The following is a 14,237-nucleotide window of genomic DNA, read 5'->3' as shown; positions in this document are numbered from 1 at the left end:
GCTTTCATCATGCCTTAAATGATGATTACGGACGCGGGGTGGAGCAGCTTGGTAGCTCGTCGGGCTCATAACCCGAAGGTCGTCGGTTCAAATCCGGCCCCCGCAACCAATTCTCTTTATGAGAACATGCGACACTAGCTCAGTTGGTAGAGCGCAACCTTGCCAAGGTTGAGGTCACGAGTTCGAACCTCGTGTGTCGCTCCAGTTTGATAGGCGCTTTCATCATGCCTTAAATGATGATTACGGACGCGGGGTGGAGCAGCTTGGTAGCTCGTCGGGCTCATAACCCGAAGGTCGTCGGTTCAAATCCGGCCCCCGCAACCAAATTTAATCAATAGCACTTGCTGTTGATATGCGACACTAGCTCAGTTGGTAGAGCGCAACCTTGCCAAGGTTGAGGTCACGAGTTCGAACCTCGTGTGTCGCTCCAAATTAATAAGCTTTCATCATGCTTTGAATGGTGACTACGGACGCGGGGTGGAGCAGCTTGGTAGCTCGTCGGGCTCATAACCCGAAGGTCGTCGGTTCAAATCCGGCCCCCGCAACCAATTCTCTTATGAGAACATGCGACACTAGCTCAGTTGGTAGAGCGCAACCTTGCCAAGGTTGAGGTCACGAGTTCGAACCTCGTGTGTCGCTCCAAACAGATAGTCTTCATCGTACTTAACGGTGACAAAATGCGACACTAGCTCAGTTGGTAGAGCGCAACCTTGCCAAGGTTGAGGTCACGAGTTCGAACCTCGTGTGTCGCTCCAAATTTAGGAAAGACGAAGCAGCACACGAGGAACCTCGTGCCCAAGCTGGTCGCGTCGCTCCAAATAAATAGTCTTCATCGTACTTAACGGTGACAAAATGCGACACTAGCTCAGTTGGTAGAGCGCAACCTTGCCAAGGTTGAGGTCACGAGTTCGAACCTCGTGTGTCGCTCCAAATTTAGGAAAGACGAAGCAGCACACGAGGAACCTCGTGCCCAAGCTGGTCGCGTCGCTCCAAATAAATAGTCTTCATCGTACTTAACGGTGACACAATACGGACGCGGGGTGGAGCAGCTTGGTAGCTCGTCGGGCTCATAACCCGAAGGTCGTCGGTTCAAATCCGGCCCCCGCAACCAATTCTCTCTATGAGAACATGCGACACTAGCTCAGTTGGTAGAGCGCAACCTTGCCAAGGTTGAGGTCACGAGTTCGAACCTCGTGTGTCGCTCCATTTCTCCCCCGAAATGGTTTAAGAAGCGGTTATAACAAAGTTGAGAAACTTAGTCCCACAACCGCATGCTCTTTCCTAATGCTGAGAAGCATCACTCCCTAAAATTTAACGCTTATTAGTTTTCGATTTGTACTGATTACGTCATCGAAAATATTTGCTGTGTATTCTATTTTCTACACACCGCTATCGTAGTAGGCAATTGCCTTAGCTGCGGGTCAGTTACACTTAAATTAACAGAGTTATCCACATTATTATTCTGTGGATAAGTTGGTTGATAAATTGTTTTTGAGACTGTTTAAATAGTGAAACTTGAAAGATCTTTACATGACAGCGGCGTCGTAGAAAATTAAATTTACACGTGTAAGTATTTGTTTTTAATTGAATATGTCATTTTGTTTTTACTTTTTACTTGACAGTAAAATGATCAGCAAGTGACGTTTTTTTGATCCTGGTCATATATTGAATCTGTGTTTAACCTGATTTCTCAACGACTAACTGTCGATGAAAATGTAGTTTTTCCACAAATCGAATTTTGGGATGTTAGTCAAGAAAATTAATTTGATTTTTTTGTAGCCATTGGCGGCTAGGCGTCGCGGGGCAATCCCTTTCTCACGATACGAATCAATCGTTGGTTTTTCGTCGCGAGTTGGGAGTCGACTGAACCAGGCAGCTGATCGAGTAGTTGCTTGCGCGCCCACACAATATGTTCATCAAGAAGCTCTGATTGACCTTGAATCGATGCTAGTGCCTCAATATATCGCTCGGAATAAGGGGCGTTGCCTATCGCTATGATGAGGTTTCTCTGCCACTGCTCATGACCAATTCTTCGAATCGCTGAGCCTTCCATATATTTTAGAAACGTGGCTTCATCCCATGTAAGTAGAGTGGCAAGGTCGGTGTCATTAAAAGCAGGGCGTCTTTGAAAGTCTGGTTGCTGACCCAGATCGGCAAAGCGGTTCCAAGGACAAACAAGTTGGCAATCATCACAGCCATAGATACGGTTGCCTATTGCAGAGCGCAATGATTCCGGAATCACGCCTTTATATTCGATAGTTAGGTAAGAAATACAGCGTCTCGCATCAATGACACCATTATCAAGAATGGCGTTGGTGGGGCATGATGTCACACAGGCAGAGCATTTACCGCATTGATTCTCGACAGGCGCATCTACTGGTAGCGGCAGGTCTATAAACAGCTCACCAAGAAAGAACCAAGAACCCGCGTCTTTATCGAGTAATAGGGAGTGTTTTCCTGTCCAACCTAATCCTGCTTTTTCAGCAATCGGTCGCTCTAAGACAGGTGCCGAGTCGACAAAGGGTCGATAGCCCAGTTCAGAGACCTCTTGCTCGATACGTTGACCAAGTTTCTTGAGTTTGTTGCGGATAAGCTTGTGATAGTCACGCCCAAGCGCGTAGCGACTGATATAACCCGAATGTTTGTCTTCTAGGTTAGTAGCGAAGCCTGCATCTTCTGGTAGGTAATCCATGCGAACGCTGATGATTCTGCACGTGTTGGGATGCAGTTTGTCAGGATGGATTCGCAGATCTTGATGCGTTTCCATCCAAGCCATATCACCGTGATAACCCGCTTCTAACCAACTTTTGAGTACAGTCTCTTGATCTCGAAGGTCGATATCGCTGATACCGGCTTTTTGAAATCCGAGTTCTTGTGCCCAAACTTTAATGTCGCTAGCCAGCTTGTTTAAGTCCATCACGATTACCCAAGTAGAAAAGGACGCGTATTCTATACTCAAAACCAATGCTACCCAAGTATGAGCGGCAAAAAAGCAATGATCCATTGTGGATTGCTCGGTGCTTTGTTGCCTTGTACAAACTTTCGGCGACTATTTTGTACTTTCACAGTAGGGTTAAATTGAAAATAATGGTAAATTTTCTGATTACTTACAGAAGATCACTTGTCTGTGAAAAGCGACACAGTTTACTATTTCGGCTCTCAAAGGCACCACTCAGAGAAAAATGTGATGAGTACTAAAAAATTTTCCTTAGCTAATGAATCAGAAACCATTTTAATTGGAACTAAACTAGCTAATCTCTGTTCAAAACAGACAACGATCTATTTGCACGGTGACCTTGGTGCGGGAAAAACCACATTCAGTCGTGGCTTTATTCAAAGCTTAGGTCACAAAGGTAATGTGAAAAGCCCAACCTATACGTTAGTTGAGCCCTATGAGCTTGATGGCTGGAATGTCTACCACTTTGACCTTTATCGTCTTGCGGATCCCGAAGAGCTGGAGTTTATGGGCATCCGTGATTACTTCTCAGACGATGCAATTTGTCTGGTCGAATGGCCGGAGAAAGGTCAGGGTATTTTGCCTTCTGCAGATCTGGATATCGAAATCCGTTATGTAGGAGAAGCGAGAGAGATCGCCTTCATGGCAAATAGCGATTATGGAAGAGAGTTAATTAGTCAGTTGGAGTTAAATTGATCAGTCGTTTTCTTAGCAGCATGATGAAAGTCATGCTGCCGTTATGCTTACTGTTTCCTGCCGTCACTCTTGCAAATGCATTAGAGGGTATTCGTGTTTGGCCATCTCCTGACGAGACTCGAGTCGTTATAGACCTCAAGTCCGAAGCGGATTACAGCTACTTTTCGTTGACGGGGCCTTCCCGAATCGTGGTTGATTTAAAAAACACCTCACTCAATACCAAGCTGCCGATAGGGGTATCGGATAGCCCTGTCCTTAGCAAAATTCGCAAAAGTTCTCCGCCTAATAAGGGAACCTACAGGCTGGTATTTGAGTTAAAGAAGTCTTCGACGCCACAGATATTTAAGCTAAACCCGACGCCGGGTGGTCAGTATGGTCATCGATTGGTGATTGATTTACCTCACGGGAAAACGACCAGCCAACCTGCTGCCAGCACACCAAGCAGTAAAACCGAAGTCAGTCGTGATGCGTCGCAACTGCGTGGAAACGCCGACATTGTTGTCGCCATTGATGCGGGTCATGGCGGTGAGGACCCTGGCTCAATTGGTCCAACGAAGAAATACGAAAAGCATGTCACCTTGAGCGTGTCTAAGAAGCTGGCCGCACAAATTGACGCGATCCCTGGGATGAAGGCCGTGCTTACGCGCCGCGGAGATTATTTCGTAAACCTCAACAAACGCTCTGAGATTGCTCGTAAAAATGGTGCTCACTTACTGGTGTCGGTTCACGCCGATGCATTTAGAACGCCTCAGCCTCGCGGAGCGTCGGTGTTTGTTCTCAATACTCGCCGAGCAAATACAGAGATTGCTCGCTGGGTAGAAAACCATGAGCAACAATCAGAGCTTCTGGGCGGTGCAGGGGAAGTGCTCGCCAAGAACACCAATGATAGAAATGTTAGCCAAACTCTACTCGATCTTCAGTTTAGCCACTCTCAGAAAGAGGGCTATAAGGTGGCGACCAAGATACTGCGAGAGATGGGTAAAGTTGCACACTTACACAAGAAAGAACCAGTCAATGCCAGTCTTGCGGTATTGAAGTCGCCGGATATTCCATCGGTACTGGTTGAAACAGGCTTTATTTCTAATCCGGCTGAAGAGCGTCTTCTGACCACTCGCAGTCACCAAGACAAACTCGCACGTGCATTGGCAAAAGCGATTGTTCAATATTTTGAAGCAAATCCGCCTGAAGGTACGTTGTTCGCTAATCGTGGACAACAGCGCAAGCACACAGTGAAGCGTGGTGAGTCTCTATCAGTGATCGCTCAGAAGTATGGCTCTTCGGTATCGGCAATTAAGAGTGCGAATAACCTGAAGAGTACGTCATTAGCGGTTGGTCAAACCCTGGTAATTCCTGGCAGCAGCACGCCTGTCAAAGTCAGTAATAAAGTGAATACTGTGGAAACCAAGACCGTGACTCATACCGTGGTCAAAGGGGATTATCTTGGTAAGGTTGCCAACAAGTACAAAGTGTCGGTCGCCGATATCAAGCGTGAGAACAACTTAAAATCTGACGTGCTTAAGTTGGGTCAAAAGCTCAATATCACTGTCAGCCTCAAGGATCTCCCACTTCGCAAACACACAGTGAAGCGCGGAGAGTATCTCGGCAAGATAGCGTCGCAATACGGGGTGAGTGTTAAGAGCATCCGCGATGCCAATAAGTTGCGTTCAGACTCACTCGCTGTTGGGCAAGTGTTGTTGATTCCGCATAAGTAATTTCATCTAGACAGATTCGTTCGGAGAAACAGAGTGACGATAAAGATTCTACCTGCTCGACTGGCAAACCAAATCGCAGCAGGTGAGGTGGTTGAGAGGCCAGCCTCGGTAGTCAAAGAGCTGGTCGAGAATAGCCTAGACTCTGGTGCGACCCGAATCGATATCGACATTGAAAAAGGCGGCGCCAAGCTGATTCGAGTCCGGGATAACGGTAAAGGTATCCCAAAAGACGAGCTTCAGTTGGCGCTCAGTCGACATGCCACCTCGAAAATCCATACGCTCGATGATCTTGAAGCTATTATGAGTCTCGGCTTTCGCGGCGAGGCTTTAGCAAGTATCAGCTCGGTGGCACGGCTGACTCTGACTTCTCGCCCTGCGATTCAAGAGCAGGCATGGAGCGCCTACGCCGAAGGTCGTGATATGGCGGTGAAGCTTAAACCTGCCGCCCACCCGATTGGTACCACACTTGAAGTGCTGGATCTGTTTTTTAATACTCCGGCGCGTCGCAAGTTTCTTCGTACAGAAAAAACCGAGTTCAACCATATCGATGAGCTACTAAAGCGAATTGCGTTGAGCCGCTTCGATGTCTCTATCAATTTAAAGCATAACGGCAAGCTCATTAGGCAATATCGTGCTGCGAAAAATGATGCGCAAATGGAGAAGCGAATTGCGGCCGTTTGTGGTGCACCATTTGTTCGTCACATGTTGAAAATCGAATTGGAGCACAATGACCTAAAGCTTCATGGTTGGATCACCACCCCGGAAGGGGCTAGGGCTCAAAGCGATCTTCAATATTGCTATGTGAATGGGCGCATGATGAAAGATAAACTCATCAACCATGCTATTCGCCAGAGCTACGAAACCAGTTTAGCGCCTGAGCAATATGCCGCGTATGTATTGTTCATTGAGATTGACCCGCATCAGGTCGATGTCAATGTACACCCAGCAAAGCACGAAGTGCGCTTCCATCAGGCAAGGTTGGTACACGACTTTATCTATCAAGCGCTTAGTGATGCCTTAGTACAAGCGAAGTCCATTGAAGCGCCGGCAGCATCAACCTCAGCATTTAACCATTTTGAGGCGGAGGCAAAACCCGCTGCCTCAGAGCTTGATAATGCAACCGATGCTAATCGCTCAGAAAATAGCGACACACACACTGTGTCTGAATCACTGATTCAGGCAGTAGAGAGTATACCCGCTTATCCTGGGCGATCAGATTATCAGCCTAACCGTGACAGCGACTATTCTTCAAAATCACATCGCAGAGACGAGGGAGTGGCAGAGGCGAACCCTCTCAATGAGTGGACGTCAAGTTCAACACCACAACGAAATAGTACGAAGGCTGGAGCGCGAGTGCCGGAAAAGGCCCCGAGCGCAGAAGAGGTGCGTGTCTATCAAGAGTTGATGCAAACGCCAGATCTTCCAGCGCCTGTGACCGATAATGACATGGAGCAGGCGGTAGAGCGTGACGATGCGATCAATGACGTTGTGATAGAGCGCGTTGGTAAAGCAATTGCTATGGCTGATCCCACATACGTGTTAGTGAAAGCAGAGCCTTGTTGTGCCCTAGTTTCTCTTCGCCGCGCCGAGTTTTATCGATTATTTGCCCAGCTTGATCCGAAAGCTGAGCCCCTGAAGATGCAGCCTCTATTAGTGCCTTTATCACTTAAGGTGACGGATCAACAAAGAGAGCTTGCAGAGGCTCAGGTCGACTTACTTTTGGCGTTTGGTATCGACATCAAGGTTCGGAACAAACAGACGCTTATGGTGATGGGGGTTCCGTCGCCACTTCGTCAGCAAAATTTGCAATTGTTAATTGATGAAATGCTGTCATACTTGGCGACCCTTGAGCAGCAAGACATTAGCAAGAGCCGTTTGAGTTTTTGGCTAACCAAAAAAGTGCTGCAAGTGAAAAGTAGCTACACTTTATCTGAGTCTGTTCAGATACTCGGTAATCTAGAGCAGCTTTACGACGGTAAGCTACCTTTGAGCGACCCTAAATTTGTCCGCCCTGTCGATTTTACGGCCACAATTGCAGCGTTTTCATCATGAATCAACAATTACCACTCGTTCTGTTTTTAATGGGTCCTACTGCCTCTGGTAAGACGGAGTTAGCGATTCGTCTTCGTCAGCAGTACCCTGTGGAGATCATCAGCGTCGATTCTGCGCTGATTTACAAAGGTATGGATATCGGTACCGCGAAGCCGGATGCCCAAGAGCTTGCGCTAGCGCCTCATCGTCTTATCGATATATTAGACCCGTCAGAGGCCTACTCTGCGGCTGATTTTCGCCGCGATGCATTAAATGAGATTGCCAAGATCCATGCTGAAGGCAAGATACCGCTATTGGTTGGCGGGACCATGTTGTATTTCAAAGCCTTGCTTCAAGGACTATCGCCGTTACCTGCTGCTAATCCAGACATTCGAGCGCAAATCGACAAAGAGGCGCAAGAAAAGGGCTGGCAAGCACTTCATAATGAACTTAAAGAGATAGATCCTGTCTCAGCAGAGAGGATTCATCCAAACGATCCGCAGCGTTTGTCACGCGCACTTGAGGTGTATCGAATCTCAGGTAAGTCTCTGACAGAATTGACTGAAACCAAAGGGGAGCCTTTGCCGTTTCGCGTCAAACAATTTGCGGTAGCGCCCAAAGATCGCGCTTTGTTACATAAACGCATTGAATTGCGCTTCGAGAAAATGATAAAAGCAGGCTTTGAAGATGAAGTCAAAGCGTTATATGCTCGAGAAGATCTTCACCCAGATCTGCCGTCGATCCGTTGTGTCGGCTACAGACAGATGTGGGAATACTTAGATGGAGAGAGTACGTTAGACGACGCGATTTTCCGCGGAATCTGTGCGACTCGACAATTGGCCAAGCGACAAATCACCTGGTTAAGGAGTTGGGATGATTTGGTTTGGCTCGATAGCGAACACATTGAGGATTCAATGAAAACTCTCACAGACGCCATAGCATCTGATGGTATTAACTGTGTATAATGTGGTCGCTTTTGCGTACAAATACCCAAAAAGGAACTGAGTTTTGTTTTCAAAGACGATTGTTGTTCTATGATTATAAAACTAAGGGGTATTTCATTGGTTTAGCTCAGATGCAAAGGCAGCACCAAATTGCAGTGCACCAATAGCTAAATAATTAAAACTACAATACTAATATAAGGAAAATAAAAATGGCTAAGGGGCAATCTCTTCAAGACCCATTCCTAAATGCACTACGTCGCGAGCGTATTCCTGTTTCGATCTACCTTGTAAACGGCATCAAGCTTCAAGGCCAGATTGAATCGTTTGATCAGTTTGTGATCCTTCTGAAAAATACTGTAAACCAAATGGTTTACAAGCATGCGATTTCAACGGTAGTACCAGCACGTGCTGTTAGCCATCACAGTGGTGAGCGTTCTGGTGGTGACCGTCAACAAGAGAAATCTGACGATTAATACCCAGATAAATAAAAACAGATACTTAAATAGGAGTTGGTCGCTTGTTTGACCGTTACGAATCGGGTGAACAGGCTGTACTTGTTCATATCAACTTCACGCAAGAAGGTGAGTGGGAAGATCTTAGCGAATTTGAAATGCTGGTCTCTTCTGCAGGTGTTAACGCGTTACAGACCGTAACGGGTAGCAGACAATCCCCTCACCCCAAATACTATGTTGGGGAAGGTAAAGCTCAGGAAATTGCACAAACGGTTCAATTGACTGGTGCTGATATCGTGATCTTCAATCATGCCCTTTCTCCTGCCCAAGAGCGTAACCTAGAAAGTCTGTGTAAATGTCGAGTGTTGGACCGTACTGGTCTGATCCTCGACATTTTTGCCCAGCGCGCACGTACCCATGAGGGTAAGTTGCAGGTTGAGCTAGCACAGCTACGTCATATCTCAACAAGATTGATCCGTGGTTGGACGCACCTTGAGAGGCAGAAAGGTGGTATCGGTCTACGTGGTCCCGGTGAAACTCAGCTTGAAACTGACCGCCGATTGCTGCGTGACCGCATCAAAGCGATCTTGCGTCGCTTAGAGAAAGTTGCCAAACAGCGTGAACAAGGCAGACGAGCCCGAAATAGAGCCGAAATTCCCACTATTTCCCTCGTGGGTTATACCAATGCGGGCAAGTCAACCTTGTTTAACCGCATTACTGAAGCTGGGGTGTATGCAGCTGACCAATTATTCGCAACTCTAGACCCCACATTGAGAAAAATAGAATTGGCGGACGTTGGTTCGGCAATTTTAGCGGACACGGTAGGATTTATTCGCCATCTTCCGCATGATTTGGTCGCGGCATTTAAGGCAACACTGCAAGAAACGCAGGAAGCTGACATTTTGTTACATGTTGTCGATGCCAGTGATGAGCGTTTTCGTGAGAATATTCAAGCTGTTCATGACGTGCTAGAAGAAATTGATGCCGATGAGGTACCAACACTAGTAGTAATGAACAAGATAGATAATCTAGATGGCCAGCGTCCACGTATAGAACGTGACGACGAAGGTATTCCGAGAACCGTTTGGGTCTCTGCCATGGAAGGGCAAGGCATCGAACTGTTGTTTGAAGCGCTCACAGAGCGTTTAGCAAGCCAAATGGTTCAGTATCAACTGAGAATTCCGCCGCAATTTCAGGGGCGTTTTCGTAGTACATTTTTCCAGATGAATTGTATTCAACGAGAAGAGTATGATTCAGAAGGTAACTTGTTGATTGATATTCGGATGCAACAAGTAGATTGGTCTAGACTTGAAAAAAGAGAAGGGGCAGTTTTAGGTGACTTTATAGTTACTTAAAGGACTGCTACAGTATAACGTCATACTAAATGATGGAGCTTCCTAATGGCGTGGAATGAGCCTGGTAATAATAATGGAAACAACGGCCGCGATAAGGACCCTTGGGGGAACAACAATCGTGGAGACCGTAATCAAGGCGACCGTAACAACGGTGGTCGTGATCAAGGACCGCCTGATTTAGATGAAGTCTTTAACAAGCTGAGTCAAAAAATCGGTGGTAAGTTTGGCAAGCGTGGTGGCGGTGGCCCATCAATTGGCGGCGGTGGTAGTGCAATTGGCTTCGGCGTGATTGCGTTGATCGCGGTTGTCATTTGGTTCTTTTCTGGCTTCTACACCATTAGCGAAGGTGAGCGCGGCGTCGTGCTCCGTCTAGGTAAGTTCGATCGTATTGTCGATCCTGGTCTTAACTGGCGTCCTCGCTTTATCGACGAATATGAACCAGTCAACGTTCAAGCGATTCGCTCTCTGAGAGCGTCGGGAACGATGCTGACTAAGGATGAAAACGTAGTAACCGTCTCAATGGACGTTCAGTACCGCGTTTCTGATCCATATAAATACCTGTTTGTGGTTACTAACGCTGACGATAGCTTGAGCCAGGCGACTGACTCTGCGCTTCGTGCGGTGATTGGTGACTCTCTAATGGATAGTATTCTGACCAGTGGTCGTCAGCAAATCCGTCAGAGCACACAAGAAACATTGAACGAAATCATCGACAACTACGACATGGGGCTGTCTATTGTAGACGTCAACTTCCAGTCGGCACGTCCGCCTGAGCAGGTTAAAGATGCGTTTGATGACGCGATTGCAGCGCGTGAGGATGAAGAGCGTTTCATCCGTGAAGCGGAAGCGTACAAAAACGAAATCATTCCTAAAGCGACAGGTCGTTCTGAGCGTTTGAAGAAAGAAGCGCAAGGTTACTCTGAGCGAATTGTTAACGAAGCATTGGGTCAAGTGGCTCAGTTCGAGAAACTGCTACCTGAATACCAAACCGCTCCAGACGTAACGCGTAACCGTCTATACCTCGACACAATGGAAGAGGTGTATTCGAATACGTCTAAGGTGTTGATTGACTCTGAATCTAGCGGCAACTTGCTGTATCTGCCAATTGACAAGCTAGCAGGTCAGGAAGGTGCATCGAAATCTCGTAAGCCAAAAGAAACGTCGGCTTATGAAGAGATTCAACTAGATCCTTCGTCTAGCAGCACTTCGTCAAACGACAACACGTCTCGTAACAACTCGACTCGTCAAGGGAGATACTAATAATGCGTAAATTGATGATACCAGTATTAGTCGTTGCCTTAGCATTGATGCTGATGTCCTTGTTTGTGATCCCTGAGGGTGAGCGTGGCATCGTAATTCGATTTGGTCGTGTTCTTTCTGATGATAACCAGGTGTCTCGTATTTACGAGCCGGGCCTGCATTTCAAAATGCCACTGTTTGACCGTGTGAAAACACTAGACGCGCGTATTCAAACAATGGATGGACGCGGTGACCGCTTCGTTACATCTGAGAAAAAAGACGTAATCATTAACACCTATGTTAAATGGAAGATTGAAGATTTCCGTCAGTACTATCTAGCAACAGGTGGCGGTGACGCGCTAACAGCACAAGCGCTTCTAGAGCGTAAGGTGACGGACGTACTTCGTTCTGAAATCGGTTCGCGTGAAATCAAGCAAATCGTTTCTGGACCTCGTAACACCGATGTACTTCCAGACAGTGCGGACAGTGAAGAAGTCACAACAGAAGCGGCACGCCAAGCACTAGAAATTGATGGTGAGCGCGACAAGGTTATGAGCAACGTATTGAGAGATACACGTGACAGCGCAATGACCGACTTAGGGGTTCGAGTGGTGGATTTCCGTATCAAGAAAATCAACCTACCTGACGAAATCAGTGAATCGATCTACCGCCGTATGCGTGCAGAGCGTGAATCGGTTGCTCGTAAGCACCGTTCTCAAGGTCGTGAGAAGGCTGAGGTTATTCGTGCACAAGCGGAACTAGAAGTGGCGACACTACTAGCGGAAGCAGACAGAACAGCTCGTGTAACACGAGGTGGCGCGGATGCAGAAGCTGCGGCTATCTACTCAAATGCTTACAGCAAAGATCCTGAGTTCTTTAGCTTCTTACGCTCGCTATCTGCGTACAAGACCTCTTTTGCGGACAAGAGCGATATCCTCGTTCTGGATCCTAAGAGCGAGTTCTTCCGTTACATGAATGACATGAACGGCGCACCAGCGGCGAAATAAGAGTTTAACAAACTGTACAATAGGGCTCCTTAGGGAGCCCTATCTTTTTGGAGAAAAAATATGTCTCAATCATTGTGGGTGGCACTCGGTCTGGTTTTGATTGTTGAGGGACTGGGACCGTTATTGGCCCCAAAGGGATGGCGTAATATGGTGTTGCAGCTTGCTCAGCAGCCCGACGAGCAGATTCGTAGAGTCGGTGGCTGCCTTGTTGTCGCAGGGGCAGTGATCACGTTTATGTTGTTAAATTAGCCGCAATATTTGACTTTTTATTAGTCAGCATCAGGGACTTACCCCTTTGTGACATTTTTATGCTTAAAAAATGACTGCATAATTGTGATTTCGGTGCTAGAATCCTTTTTTAACTAGCAATCAGATTGGAAAGATGGGAAATAACGTAGTCGTTCTGGGCACCCAATGGGGTGACGAAGGTAAAGGTAAAATCGTAGACCTTTTAACTGAAGATGCAAAATACGTGGTTCGCTACCAAGGCGGTCACAATGCAGGTCACACTCTAGTCATTGACGGTGAAAAAACCGTTCTTCATTTGATTCCATCAGGTATTCTTCGCGATAACATCAAGTGCATTATCGGTAACGGTGTTGTTCTATCTCCTGAAGCATTAATTAAAGAAATGAAGCCTCTTGAAGAGCGCGGCATTCCAGTTCGTGAGCGTCTTTTCGTTTCTGAAGCTTGTCCTCTAATTCTTCCTTACCACATCGCTATCGACCAAGCGCGTGAAATCGCTCGTGGTAAAAAAGCGATTGGTACAACAGGTCGTGGTATCGGTCCTGCGTACGAAGACAAAGTTGCTCGTCGCGGTCTACGTGTTGGCGACCTGTTTGACAAAGAAGTCTTCGCTGAGAAGCTAAAAGAAGTGATGGAGTTCCACAACTTCCAACTAGAGCACTTCTACAAAGCTGAAACAGTAAGCTACGAAGACGTACTAGAGCAGTGCATGGGTTACGCTGACCTACTCACTTCTATGGTTATCGACGTAACTGACGAACTTGACGCGGCGCGTAAGCGTGGCGATAAGATTATGTTCGAAGGTGCTCAAGGTACGCTTCTAGATATCGACCACGGTACTTACCCGTACGTAACTTCTTCTAACACGACAGCAGGTGGTGTTGCGGCAGGTTCTGGTTTCGGTCCTCGTCACATCGGTTACATCCTTGGTATCACTAAAGCTTACTGTACTCGTGTAGGTTCGGGTCCATTCCCAACTGAGCTATACGACGGTGTAGACAAGCAAGATCCAATCGGTAAGCACCTAGGTACAGTTGGTCACGAGTTCGGCGCTACAACAGGTCGTCTACGTCGTACTGGTTGGTTTGATGCCGTGGCAATGCGCCGTGCTATCCAAATTAACTCTATCTCTGGTTTCTGTCTAACTAAACTAGACGTACTAGATGGCCTAGAAGAGCTAAAAATCTGTACTGGTTACAAGATGAAAGATGGCTCTATCCTAGAAGTTTCTCCAATGGCTGCTGAGTCATTCGAGCAAGCAACGCCTATCTACGAAACAATGCCAGGCTGGTCTGAAACGACATTTGGTGCAACTTCTATCGAGCAGCTACCTCAAGCCGCTCTAGATTACATCAAGCGTATCGAAGACCTAACCGGTGTACCTGTAGACATCATCTCTACTGGTCCTGACCGTAACGAGACTATCATCAAGATTCACCCATTTGAGTCTTAATTTAGCCTTGTAAGTATTGAGAGCCAGCGACATGTCGCTGGCTTTTTTGTATCTGCTGTTTTTACGTTTATTCAGTTGCTTAGTGTGATCTTGTGCCAAGTATTTGACGTTGCTTCGACTCGATGAAAGAAAAGTGGCAAAATATT

General features: G+C 46.9%; 11 protein-coding genes and 10 tRNA genes. 20 read left to right on the top strand and 1 reads right to left on the bottom strand.

Features of this window, described 5'->3' with window-relative positions:
- Positions 1-32 precede the first annotated feature (32 nt).
- From LY387_RS15000 to LY387_RS14955, 10 genes are all read left to right on the top strand, one after another.
- Positions 33-109, top strand: a tRNA-Met gene (locus tag LY387_RS15000).
- 19 nt (positions 110-128) lie between these two features.
- Positions 129-204: transfer RNA gene (locus LY387_RS14995), tRNA-Gly, on the top strand.
- Positions 205-247: 43 nt separating this feature from the next.
- Positions 248-324: transfer RNA gene (locus LY387_RS14990), tRNA-Met, on the top strand.
- A gap of 30 nt (positions 325-354) precedes the next feature.
- A tRNA-Gly gene (locus LY387_RS14985) sits at positions 355-430 on the top strand.
- Positions 431-471: 41 nt separating this feature from the next.
- Positions 472-548 (top strand) — tRNA-Met (locus LY387_RS14980).
- A gap of 18 nt (positions 549-566) precedes the next feature.
- Positions 567-642: transfer RNA gene (locus LY387_RS14975), tRNA-Gly, on the top strand.
- A gap of 37 nt (positions 643-679) precedes the next feature.
- A tRNA-Gly gene (locus tag LY387_RS14970) sits at positions 680-755 on the top strand.
- Positions 756-854: 99 nt separating this feature from the next.
- Positions 855-930: transfer RNA gene (locus tag LY387_RS14965), tRNA-Gly, on the top strand.
- Between the two features lie 104 nt (positions 931-1,034).
- Positions 1,035-1,111, top strand: a tRNA-Met gene (locus LY387_RS14960).
- 19 nt (positions 1,112-1,130) lie between these two features.
- Positions 1,131-1,206: transfer RNA gene (locus tag LY387_RS14955), tRNA-Gly, on the top strand.
- 583 nt (positions 1,207-1,789) lie between these two features.
- Here LY387_RS14955 and queG read toward each other — a convergent pair.
- Complete coding sequence (gene queG / locus LY387_RS14950; protein ID WP_234496135.1) at positions 1,790-2,917, bottom strand: tRNA epoxyqueuosine(34) reductase QueG; 1,128 nt, start codon at positions 2,915-2,917, stop codon at positions 1,790-1,792.
- A gap of 270 nt (positions 2,918-3,187) precedes the next feature.
- On the opposite strand from queG, the gene tsaE reads away from it, so the two are divergent.
- From tsaE to LY387_RS14900, 10 genes are all read left to right on the top strand, one after another.
- Positions 3,188-3,652 carry a tRNA (adenosine(37)-N6)-threonylcarbamoyltransferase complex ATPase subunit type 1 TsaE gene (gene tsaE / locus LY387_RS14945; protein ID WP_234494661.1) on the top strand — a complete coding sequence of 155 codons (465 nt, stop codon included), beginning with the start codon at positions 3,188-3,190 and terminating at the stop codon, positions 3,650-3,652.
- Positions 3,653-3,672: 20 nt separating this feature from the next.
- The gene (locus LY387_RS14940) at positions 3,673-5,364 is read left to right on the top strand and encodes a LysM peptidoglycan-binding domain-containing protein (RefSeq protein ID WP_234496134.1); all 1,692 of its coding nucleotides are present in this window, start codon (positions 3,673-3,675) and stop codon (positions 5,362-5,364) included.
- Between the two features lie 33 nt (positions 5,365-5,397).
- A complete protein-coding gene (mutL, locus tag LY387_RS14935) occupies positions 5,398-7,416 on the top strand; it encodes a DNA mismatch repair endonuclease MutL (protein WP_234494659.1) in 2,019 nt (672 codons plus the stop codon).
- Positions 7,413-8,360, top strand: coding sequence for a tRNA (adenosine(37)-N6)-dimethylallyltransferase MiaA (miaA, locus tag LY387_RS14930; protein ID WP_234494658.1), 948 nt, complete (start codon positions 7,413-7,415; stop codon positions 8,358-8,360). The genes mutL and miaA overlap by 4 nt, the downstream gene beginning before the upstream one ends.
- 188 nt (positions 8,361-8,548) lie before the next feature.
- Positions 8,549-8,812 (top strand): RNA chaperone Hfq, encoded by a 264-nt coding sequence (hfq, locus tag LY387_RS14925; protein ID WP_042478951.1) that lies wholly within the window; start codon positions 8,549-8,551, stop codon positions 8,810-8,812.
- A 44-nt stretch (positions 8,813-8,856) separates the two neighbouring features.
- Positions 8,857-10,146 (top strand): ribosome rescue GTPase HflX, encoded by a 1,290-nt coding sequence (gene hflX, locus LY387_RS14920; protein WP_128650082.1) that lies wholly within the window; start codon positions 8,857-8,859, stop codon positions 10,144-10,146.
- 45 nt (positions 10,147-10,191) lie between these two features.
- Positions 10,192-11,406: an FtsH protease activity modulator HflK gene (hflK, locus tag LY387_RS14915; RefSeq protein ID WP_128650081.1), complete on the top strand. Its 1,215-nt coding sequence runs from the start codon at positions 10,192-10,194 to the stop codon at positions 11,404-11,406.
- Between the two features lie 2 nt (positions 11,407-11,408).
- Positions 11,409-12,392, top strand: a complete 984-nt coding sequence (hflC, locus tag LY387_RS14910; protein ID WP_234494655.1) for a protease modulator HflC — start codon at positions 11,409-11,411, stop codon at positions 12,390-12,392.
- A gap of 60 nt (positions 12,393-12,452) precedes the next feature.
- Positions 12,453-12,641, top strand: a complete 189-nt coding sequence (locus LY387_RS14905) for a DUF2065 domain-containing protein (RefSeq protein WP_042478945.1) — start codon at positions 12,453-12,455, stop codon at positions 12,639-12,641.
- A gap of 133 nt (positions 12,642-12,774) precedes the next feature.
- The gene (locus tag LY387_RS14900; protein ID WP_234494653.1) at positions 12,775-14,091 is read left to right on the top strand and encodes an adenylosuccinate synthase; all 1,317 of its coding nucleotides are present in this window, start codon (positions 12,775-12,777) and stop codon (positions 14,089-14,091) included.
- Positions 14,092-14,237: the final 146 nt, after the last annotated feature.

The sequence above is a fragment of the Vibrio maritimus genome, assembly GCF_021441885.1.
Classification (GTDB): domain Bacteria; phylum Pseudomonadota; class Gammaproteobacteria; order Enterobacterales; family Vibrionaceae; genus Vibrio; species Vibrio maritimus_B.
The sequence above is the reverse complement of the archived record's forward strand: the minus strand, read 5'-3'. Positions and strand labels throughout refer to the sequence as shown.

Excerpts from the sequence above, each read along its gene's own strand:
- queG (WP_234496135.1), bottom strand. The coding sequence starts at position 2,917 with ATGGACTTAAACAAGCTGGCTAGCGACATTAAAGTTTGGGCACAAGAA.
- tsaE (WP_234494661.1), top strand. The coding sequence starts at position 3,188 with ATGAGTACTAAAAAATTTTCCTTAGCTAATGAATCAGAAACCATTTTA.
- LY387_RS14940 (WP_234496134.1), top strand. The coding sequence starts at position 3,673 with ATGATGAAAGTCATGCTGCCGTTATGCTTACTGTTTCCTGCCGTCACT.
- miaA (WP_234494658.1), top strand. The coding sequence starts at position 7,413 with ATGAATCAACAATTACCACTCGTTCTGTTTTTAATGGGTCCTACTGCC.
- hfq (WP_042478951.1), top strand. The coding sequence starts at position 8,549 with ATGGCTAAGGGGCAATCTCTTCAAGACCCATTCCTAAATGCACTACGT.
- hflK (WP_128650081.1), top strand. The coding sequence starts at position 10,192 with ATGGCGTGGAATGAGCCTGGTAATAATAATGGAAACAACGGCCGCGAT.
- hflC (WP_234494655.1), top strand. The coding sequence starts at position 11,409 with ATGCGTAAATTGATGATACCAGTATTAGTCGTTGCCTTAGCATTGATG.
- LY387_RS14905 (WP_042478945.1), top strand. The coding sequence starts at position 12,453 with ATGTCTCAATCATTGTGGGTGGCACTCGGTCTGGTTTTGATTGTTGAG.
- LY387_RS14900 (WP_234494653.1), top strand. The coding sequence starts at position 12,775 with ATGGGAAATAACGTAGTCGTTCTGGGCACCCAATGGGGTGACGAAGGT.